This is a genomic window from Ramlibacter sp. bp-362 (assembly GCF_054956735.1).
In genome coordinates this window covers 24,046-30,985 of record NZ_JBUDXE010000026.1, presented here as the reverse complement: position 1 = coordinate 30,985, position 6,940 = coordinate 24,046, and the positions used below count along the sequence as shown (strand labels likewise).

The window sequence follows — 6,940 nt, the reverse complement described above, 5'->3', positions numbered from 1 at the left end:
CTCGGGGGAAAACTTCTTTGACTTTCTCATGGCTCCGTCTCAAGTGTAGGAGCCTCCGGGAAAGCCGGCGCGGTTCAGAGCTCCTCTCCGCGGTTGAATTGCGTGCTGAAATATAGCCACCGGCAGTTCACATCCCGCGCCGCAAGCCCATACCAGACCCAGGAGCAAGTCGCCTTGAGCACGCCCCAGCCCCCCAGTCCGAAACCAAGTGCCGTGGATCTTCCGCGCACCGAGTTCCTCCTCGAAATGTACCGGCAGACCTCGAACCACCTGAACCGGCATGTCTTGCTGCTTTGGCAGAGCGTGGCTCTTCTCGGTGGAGCCTACGCGGCCTTCGCGTTCCAGGAAAAGAGCGTCATCTCCATCCACTTGGCGACAGCGATCGCGCTGCTGCTGTGTGGCTGGTTCTGCGCAAACGTCTTCGACGCCTACGGATGGTTTGACCGCAATCTCGTCATCATCACCAATCTCGAGCGCTTGTTCCTCGAACGACAGGACGCCACGCACGTCCACTTCTTTTTTCTGGATCACCGCAAGCCCGAGAACATGGTCCAGCACTTCTGGATTCAACTTCTGTTCGGCGCCATGATCGCGCTCCTTGTCGCTCTGGTCCACTTCTTCAAAGAGGTGCTTCCGAGCTTCAAGATTCCCAACGGAGCCTTCTCCCCGGAGCTTGCCCTGCCGTATGCGGTGCTGCTCGGTGCGATTTGGTATTGCTGGCGGATCTACTGCGGGGTGATCAAGAAGGCAAAGGAACTGCGCTCGAAGTCGCCGGGCTTGACACCCTAGGCGGTGAGCCCTGAGTCCGGCAGCCGCAACGTGCATGAGTCGCCGACAGACTCGCGCCACACACGCACGGTCAGCAGGCTCGCATGGGTCTTCAGCTCTTTTGCGATAAACAGACACAGGTTCTCAAGGGTGGGCGGCCCCAGGTCGGGCACGTCGTCGAGCAGCCGATGGTCCAGTTGGTCGCGCAGCGCGGCGATGTCGCGGCGCAGAAGGCCCAGGTCAAGGACCATGCCTGTCCCCTCGTTTTTGACGCCGGTCACGCCGATCTCGACCTGGTATGTGTGGCCATGGATGCGGCGGCTTGGCTCGGCCTCGACCTGCCGATCGAGAGTGTGCGCCGCGTCGAAGTAGAAGCGTTGGCTGAGCTCGAAGTTCACCGGATTCCCACCATCTTGTGTGTCTGCACGCTCAGCCGCCATCGCGGATCCCGCGTGCAGTAGTCGATTGCCCACGCTGTATTCTGTTTCAGCATGGGGCCATCCATCGGCTGCAGCAGGTGGTAGTCAAACGGCAACTCAATGAGTTCGTCCAGATCGAGACCGGGCTGTGGGACCACTACCTTGAGTTCACTGCCTGCCCGCAGTTTCAGCACCGAATTTGCCTTCGGACTCACACACACCCAGTCCAGGTCCGCCGGCGCTTCCACTGTGCCGTTGGTCTCGACCGCGATCTCGAAGCCGTGCTCGTGCAGCGCATGCACCAGCGCCGCGTCGAGCTGGAGCAGGGGCTCGCCCCCGGTCAACACCACCAAGCGCTTGCCTGACGCACCGGTCGGCCAATGCGAAGTAACGCGCTCCGCGAGATCCGAAGCAGCCGCGAACTTTCCGCCATCGGAGCCGTCCACGCCGACAAAGTCTGTGTCGCAGAAGCTGCACTGCGCGGTTGCGCGATCAGCTTCGCGGCCGGACCAGAGGTTGCAGCCCGCAAACCGACAGAAAACCGCCGCCCGGCCGGCGTTGCCGCCTTCGCCCTGCAGCGTGTAGAAGATTTCCTTGACCTGGTACGTCACGCGGCAGCCCTCCAACGCTGATAGCCTGCGGCCCGCAACTCACATGCAGGACAGGTTCCACAGCCCACACCCCAATCGTGCGTCGTCTGCCGATCGCCCGCGTAGCAGGTATGAGAGTCTCGGACGATGATGTCAACCAGCGCTTGGCCACCCAGATCGCTAGCGAGTTGCCAGGTTGCAGCCTTATCGATCCACATTAGCGGAGTCTCGATAAGCAGGCGTGTCGCCATACCCAGGGACAGCGCGATCTGCTGCGCCTTGATGGTGTCCTCGCGGCAGTCGGGATACCCAGAAAAGTCCGTCTCACACATGCCGCCCACGATTACCGAAATGCCCCTCCGGTAAGCGACAGCGGCTGCGAGCGTGAGGAACAGCAGATTCCGACCGGGAACGAACGTGTTTGGCAGCCCTGACTTGTCGAACTTCATTGCAACGTCACGCGTCAGCGCGGTCGCACTGATCTCCCCTAGGACGGGGATGGCTAGCAGGTGATCGTCCCCGAGCTTGCTCCGCCATCCCGGGAATGCTTCAAGGATGCGCTCACGGACGACTTGCCGCGCCTCCAACTCCACCCTATGTCGTTGACCGTAGTCGAATCCGATCGTTTCGACCCGATCGAAGCGGTGCAAAGCCCATGCCAAGCACGTCGTGGAGTCCTGACCACCAGAGAACAGAACTAAGGCCGAGTCCCGGTTCATGCGACCTTCCTGACATTTCCGCGCGCCTGCTTGCGGATGATGGACACCAAGTACTCCGCCAGTTGCATGTACTGCCGGGGGGTGAACTCGATCGAGTTCCACGCGGTGACGTCACCGGAGCCGAAGTTCCAGGCGCCCGAGCTCCAAGCGGTTTTGCCCTTCAGCGGGCGCAGACCTCGTTCGAACGACTCAACGGAGTCTTCGGCATGTTTGGCATAGATCTCGTCCATGACGTAACCCATGGCCACCAAGCCGGCGCTGTGAACGAGGCGAGAGGTGGTCGGCTTCTTACCCTCCCAATCATCGGGGAAGGTCTTCCTAACAGCGGCGAAGAAGTTGGCGACCAGCTTTGCAGGGGCTTCGACGTTCCGCTTGCCTTGGGACAAGTGCTGGATCGCGCCCGCCGTCTCGGAGTTCATGATCATCTTCTGCAGCGCCGTATCGCGCAGGATGCCCGTTGGGTTCGTCTGCATCTTGATCATCCGATGCAGAGAACTCCCCTCGGTGAAGTTGAGGCGCTCGGTGATCGCCGCCGCTAGAGATCGGGATGACAGACGTTCGGGGAGCTCTCCCACTGCGGGGAGCAGCTCGTAAATGAGCGACTTGGGTAGTGGGCGCGTATTGTTGATGAGAATGAATTGCCGACGCAGCTCGTTCAGGTCGCGGCAGATAAGGCAAGCGACGAAGGCTTCGAAGTCCGCTCGCTTGGACTGAGCGAGGGCAGCCAGGCGCTGCTGCCCATCGACAACCAGGCCTTGCGGCATGCTGCCAACGTCGACTACCAGCTTGCCGTACGCGCCCTTGACCGCCTCGAGTCTGGCTCCGCCTGCGAATGCCACGACCAGGGCGTTGGGGAGGACCGCGTCGGTCTGGGACAGATAGCGCCGAATTTCGGCGATGTGCCCCGCGATCTGAGGACGCTGAAAACCGGTCAACTTGCCACTTTCAGCGCGTCCGAGCCGATCGACTTGGGCGATCTGCATGACTTGCTTGGCGGTCGCTCGAATCATCACGACCTGGTGCTTGTCACTTTGATGGGCGACTAGCGCATCAAACTTCATGGTGTCAGCGGCGCGCGCCATTTCGTACTTTCTGGAGGTGTTCGTAATAGATGTGCAAATTGTGGAAGCCGCGCCGCTTGTTCCGGTTGCTTGACCTGAAGATGGTGACCTCAATGCCTACTTCTCTGCAGACCTTGCAAGTGCACCCCTTCCAAGGTTTTTCTGTGAGGGTGCGCTCCATTTGCTTCTCAACGGCTTTCAGCCGACGCTCAATGGCAGCGGGCTTCTCCTGCGCTGCGGTGTAGAACAAGCGCAAGTAGTCGCGCACGGCTTCACTTGCGGCCGTGTAATTGGCCTTTCCGGAGTCGTAGGCTCGCAGGGAGCGCAGAGCAGACTCTTCGCCTTGCGACAATGCGTCCAGGTCGACGCGCCCCTCTTGAACGGCGTACTTCAGCTTGTTGTTCGCGAGGGCTTGGGGGATGCGGATCGCTGTGTAGTACTCCAATCCGCCATCGGCTTTAGGTGCGTAGTAGTTGCGAGTGGCGTCCTGGAAAGCGCGCATGAGCGGCGACGTGGAGTCGAAGCTATCGACACCTTCGCCGCGGAACATGTGTAGATCGTCGGCTTTGGCAAAGCCGAGGATGTGCACTTGCGTCGCCGAACTGATCTGCTTGCGAATCTCGCGTACAGCCAGGAGGATGTCCTGCGCCTCAAGGGGGACCATGCCGCCGAGTGCGATGTACTTGTAGCCCATTTTCTCGAGGGCCTTCGCAGCCGCCGACATGCTAGCGGGAGACCAGCCTTGTACGACCCCTACCGGTACGAACCTCGGGATGTGCTTCGATTCGCGAAGGAACTCACGCGCATTCTCTTGCGTGATGTCGTACCTAAGCTTCTCCATAGCAGTTGGCCGCGGATCGCCATCGCCGTCCTTACGGAACTCGAAGATGATGTGGTCTGGAGAGCAGCCGTGCGTAAATCCGCAGTCAGCGTAGAACTCGGCCGTATTGGCTGGTGAGTACGGGGGCTTTTCTTCGTCCCGATATGAGAACGCCCCGCAGTCGCCAAAGATCGGCATCTTCTGGAACTTGGGCCCTTTCATCCGCAAGACCGAACGAGCGCCTTCTCGCGTGAGTTGCATCGCGAGAGCGTCCGGATACTTGCCCTTCTTCTTGGAGCTTCCGACCACGCCGCGCGAGATCAGGACTCCGTCGTAAGGCGGGGTCGGAAACAGCTCGTGTGGGTACAGATCGTCGCGCGCGTTCCGACCTGGCGCACTCTCGTCCGCTTCAAAGTCGAAGTCTGGATCGACCTGGTCGCGAGCGTCCGCGAAAATGAACTTCATGCCTTGATCGAATCCGTGTAGATGCTGGTGAGCGCGCGAGTGAGCTCGTTGACGCCTTTGGAGGTCTGCTCAATCGCGTTCCACTCGCGTTCAATGTGCGGCCAGACGCCGGACGTCCAGCAGCAGGACCTCGCGATCAGAGCAAGCTCCTTCTTGTAGGCGAGCTTGAGATCCTTGGCTCCAGGATTCATCCGGGCTGTGATGCGGTCCATCAGCGCCCCCATTGCGCGAATGCCCGCGCTATGCGTCAAGCGGCTCTTCTCCGGGGGCAGTTTCCAGGCCGCCGGAAACACTTCGGCCACGGCGCTCCAGAACGCGTCCAGCGTGGTGTACATCGCTTTGACATTGCTCGTCCCAGGCTTGAAGCCCTTGAACTGCGCCAGAGCACCATTCGGGTGGTTGATTCGCTCGCGAATCATGGTGATCACGGCCGTGTCGTTGATCGACTCCCTCTGCGAGGCAGGCTCAGATTTACGGCTCACTCGCTTGTAGAAGGGGGAGTGCGAATTGGAGTGCAGCAGCGCGCACAACTCACTCGGCACCCGGTTTGCCGCGAGATCTTTTGGCAGGAAGACGTCGTCCGTTTCCGGCAGCAGTTCGTTGATCAATTGCCCTGGTAGCGGCTTGGCGCGATTGACCAGGATGAATTGCTGGCGCTGAACATCTAGAGAGTTCGCGACGAATGCCACCACCGGGACCATCAGGTCCTCCTTGGCAGTCGACTTGCTCAGGGCGATCGATCGTTGTTGACCGTCGACGATCCAAGCGACTCTTTCGCCCGGCTCCTGAAGCGGGATGTGCAGGTAGCCCGGCTTTGTGACGCCGGTCAGGCGGCCGCGTACTTTGTGGAACTTCACGCTTGGCGCCACCGCGAGAATGATCGCGTTTGGAAAGAGATTCGGTCCCTTGTTCAAGTAGTCGGCAATTTGCCGGACGTGAGCCTGAATCTCGCGACGCTGGAATCCGACAAGCTTCTTGCCCTCCTTCCCAATGCGAGTGATGTCTGCCACCTCCGCGATCTGACGGCCCGGCATGGCAAAGGCATAGACCTTGTGTGGTCCTTGCGTGAACTCCACTGCGGCAAAGGCGAGTGAACGGCTGCGTGCCTTTTTAGTGGCCATCTCGGACCTCGTCATAGATGCGACGGAAGCGGGATGATTCGCACGCAATGCCCCGTGAGCGCAGTTCTGCGAGGGCCGTGGTCGGCGCCAGATGTCTGCGGGCCATGGAAGCAAGCTGCCGAGCGATCTGTGCGTCTGTCTGCGCACGACGTTCGGCCCTTTCTACGTACGGCTGCTCGGCGAGCAGGCGCTCAACTCGCGTGCGCTGAGCATCGATGCTTTTCAGACGTCCATCGCTGGCGACCTCCAGCACAAAGTGAAGCGCCGCCCGCTGAACGAGCGAGGACATGCTCCCGGAGTACGGCGCGCCCAGTGAGTTCAGACGGGAGTCATACGCGATGCACTGCTCACGCAGTTCACCACTGACCTTCGCGCCCGCCGTGATGATGATTCTCAAGCGGGATGCTTGCGACCGCGACAGCCTGGACAAGTCCTCAGAGACCATCTCCAGGTAAGTCGCCGGCAACGCCAGCACCACGTGGCCATCCGCACCACGGATGTAGTCAGACAGCGGGCTTCGGCGTTCCGGGTGAACTTCCGCCCACCACTCCACCGGGCGGTATGGGACCTTCAGGAGCGAGAACGGTCCAGGCCCTTGGCGGGAGACCGTCAGGTCGTACGACGCGATGCGCTCAGTGCCCCGGACCACCCCCATGCCTGCTGAGACGAAGAGCAGGCGCGCATCAGCCGTGTCTGCCGCCGACAGCAGTGCCGCGGTCCCGGCTCCAGCATACAAGTCGCGAGCCGGGGTGGTGGGCTCCACCGACGTGATGCGGTCCCGCCAACCCGTCGCGAAGGCGCGCAATGTTCTGGCCTTCACCTGTGAAGCACGCAGCAAAGGGTGCGCCGGATGTCTTTTTATGGCGCTGCAGGACCCGACGAGTAGCATGAAATTGCACGTTGATCAACTTCGATATTGTGCATTTTCTCGCCGCTCAGCTCCAGACCCGCCGCTGCATTTTCTTGGGGTGAGCGCA

At 60.8% G+C, this 6,940-nt stretch carries 8 protein-coding genes; 1 reads left to right on the top strand and 7 read right to left on the bottom strand.

What is annotated here, in order from left to right; all coding sequences use genetic code 11:
• Nucleotides 1-174: 174 nt before the first annotated feature.
• Nucleotides 175-789, top strand: a complete 615-nt coding sequence (locus tag ACY0MJ_RS21705) for a hypothetical protein (RefSeq protein ID WP_462640640.1) — start codon at nucleotides 175-177, stop codon at nucleotides 787-789.
• On the opposite strand, the gene ACY0MJ_RS21700 is transcribed toward ACY0MJ_RS21705, so the two are convergent.
• From ACY0MJ_RS21700 to ACY0MJ_RS21670, 7 genes are read right to left on the bottom strand one after another with little or no spacing between them, the layout of a single operon-like run.
• The gene (locus ACY0MJ_RS21700; protein WP_462640639.1) at nucleotides 786-1,166 is read right to left on the bottom strand and encodes a 6-pyruvoyl trahydropterin synthase family protein; all 381 of its coding nucleotides are present in this window, start codon (nucleotides 1,164-1,166) and stop codon (nucleotides 786-788) included. The two genes, ACY0MJ_RS21705 and ACY0MJ_RS21700, sit on opposite strands and share 4 nt — an antisense overlap.
• The gene (queE, locus tag ACY0MJ_RS21695) at nucleotides 1,163-1,798 is read right to left on the bottom strand and encodes a 7-carboxy-7-deazaguanine synthase (RefSeq protein ID WP_462640638.1); all 636 of its coding nucleotides are present in this window, start codon (nucleotides 1,796-1,798) and stop codon (nucleotides 1,163-1,165) included. The genes ACY0MJ_RS21700 and queE overlap by 4 nt, the downstream gene beginning before the upstream one ends.
• Nucleotides 1,795-2,496, bottom strand: a complete 702-nt coding sequence (gene queC / locus ACY0MJ_RS21690; RefSeq protein WP_462640637.1) for a 7-cyano-7-deazaguanine synthase QueC — start codon at nucleotides 2,494-2,496, stop codon at nucleotides 1,795-1,797. Before queC ends, queE begins: the two co-directional genes overlap by 4 nt.
• Entirely contained in the window at nucleotides 2,493-3,578 is a 1,086-nt protein-coding gene (dbpB, locus tag ACY0MJ_RS21685) for a DGQHR domain-containing protein DpdB (RefSeq protein ID WP_462640635.1), read from the bottom strand. Before dbpB (ACY0MJ_RS21685) ends, queC begins: the two co-directional genes overlap by 4 nt.
• Nucleotides 3,562-4,842 (bottom strand): tRNA-guanine transglycosylase DpdA, encoded by a 1,281-nt coding sequence (gene dpdA / locus ACY0MJ_RS21680; RefSeq protein ID WP_462640634.1) that lies wholly within the window; start codon nucleotides 4,840-4,842, stop codon nucleotides 3,562-3,564. The genes dbpB (ACY0MJ_RS21685) and dpdA overlap by 17 nt, the downstream gene beginning before the upstream one ends.
• Nucleotides 4,839-5,963, bottom strand: a complete 1,125-nt coding sequence (dbpB, locus tag ACY0MJ_RS21675) for a DGQHR domain-containing protein DpdB (protein ID WP_462640633.1) — start codon at nucleotides 5,961-5,963, stop codon at nucleotides 4,839-4,841. The genes dpdA and dbpB (ACY0MJ_RS21675) overlap by 4 nt, the downstream gene beginning before the upstream one ends.
• Nucleotides 5,953-6,852: a hypothetical protein gene (locus ACY0MJ_RS21670; RefSeq protein ID WP_462640632.1), complete on the bottom strand. Its 900-nt coding sequence runs from the start codon at nucleotides 6,850-6,852 to the stop codon at nucleotides 5,953-5,955. The genes dbpB (ACY0MJ_RS21675) and ACY0MJ_RS21670 overlap by 11 nt, the downstream gene beginning before the upstream one ends.
• Between the last annotated feature and the right edge of the window lie 88 nt (nucleotides 6,853-6,940).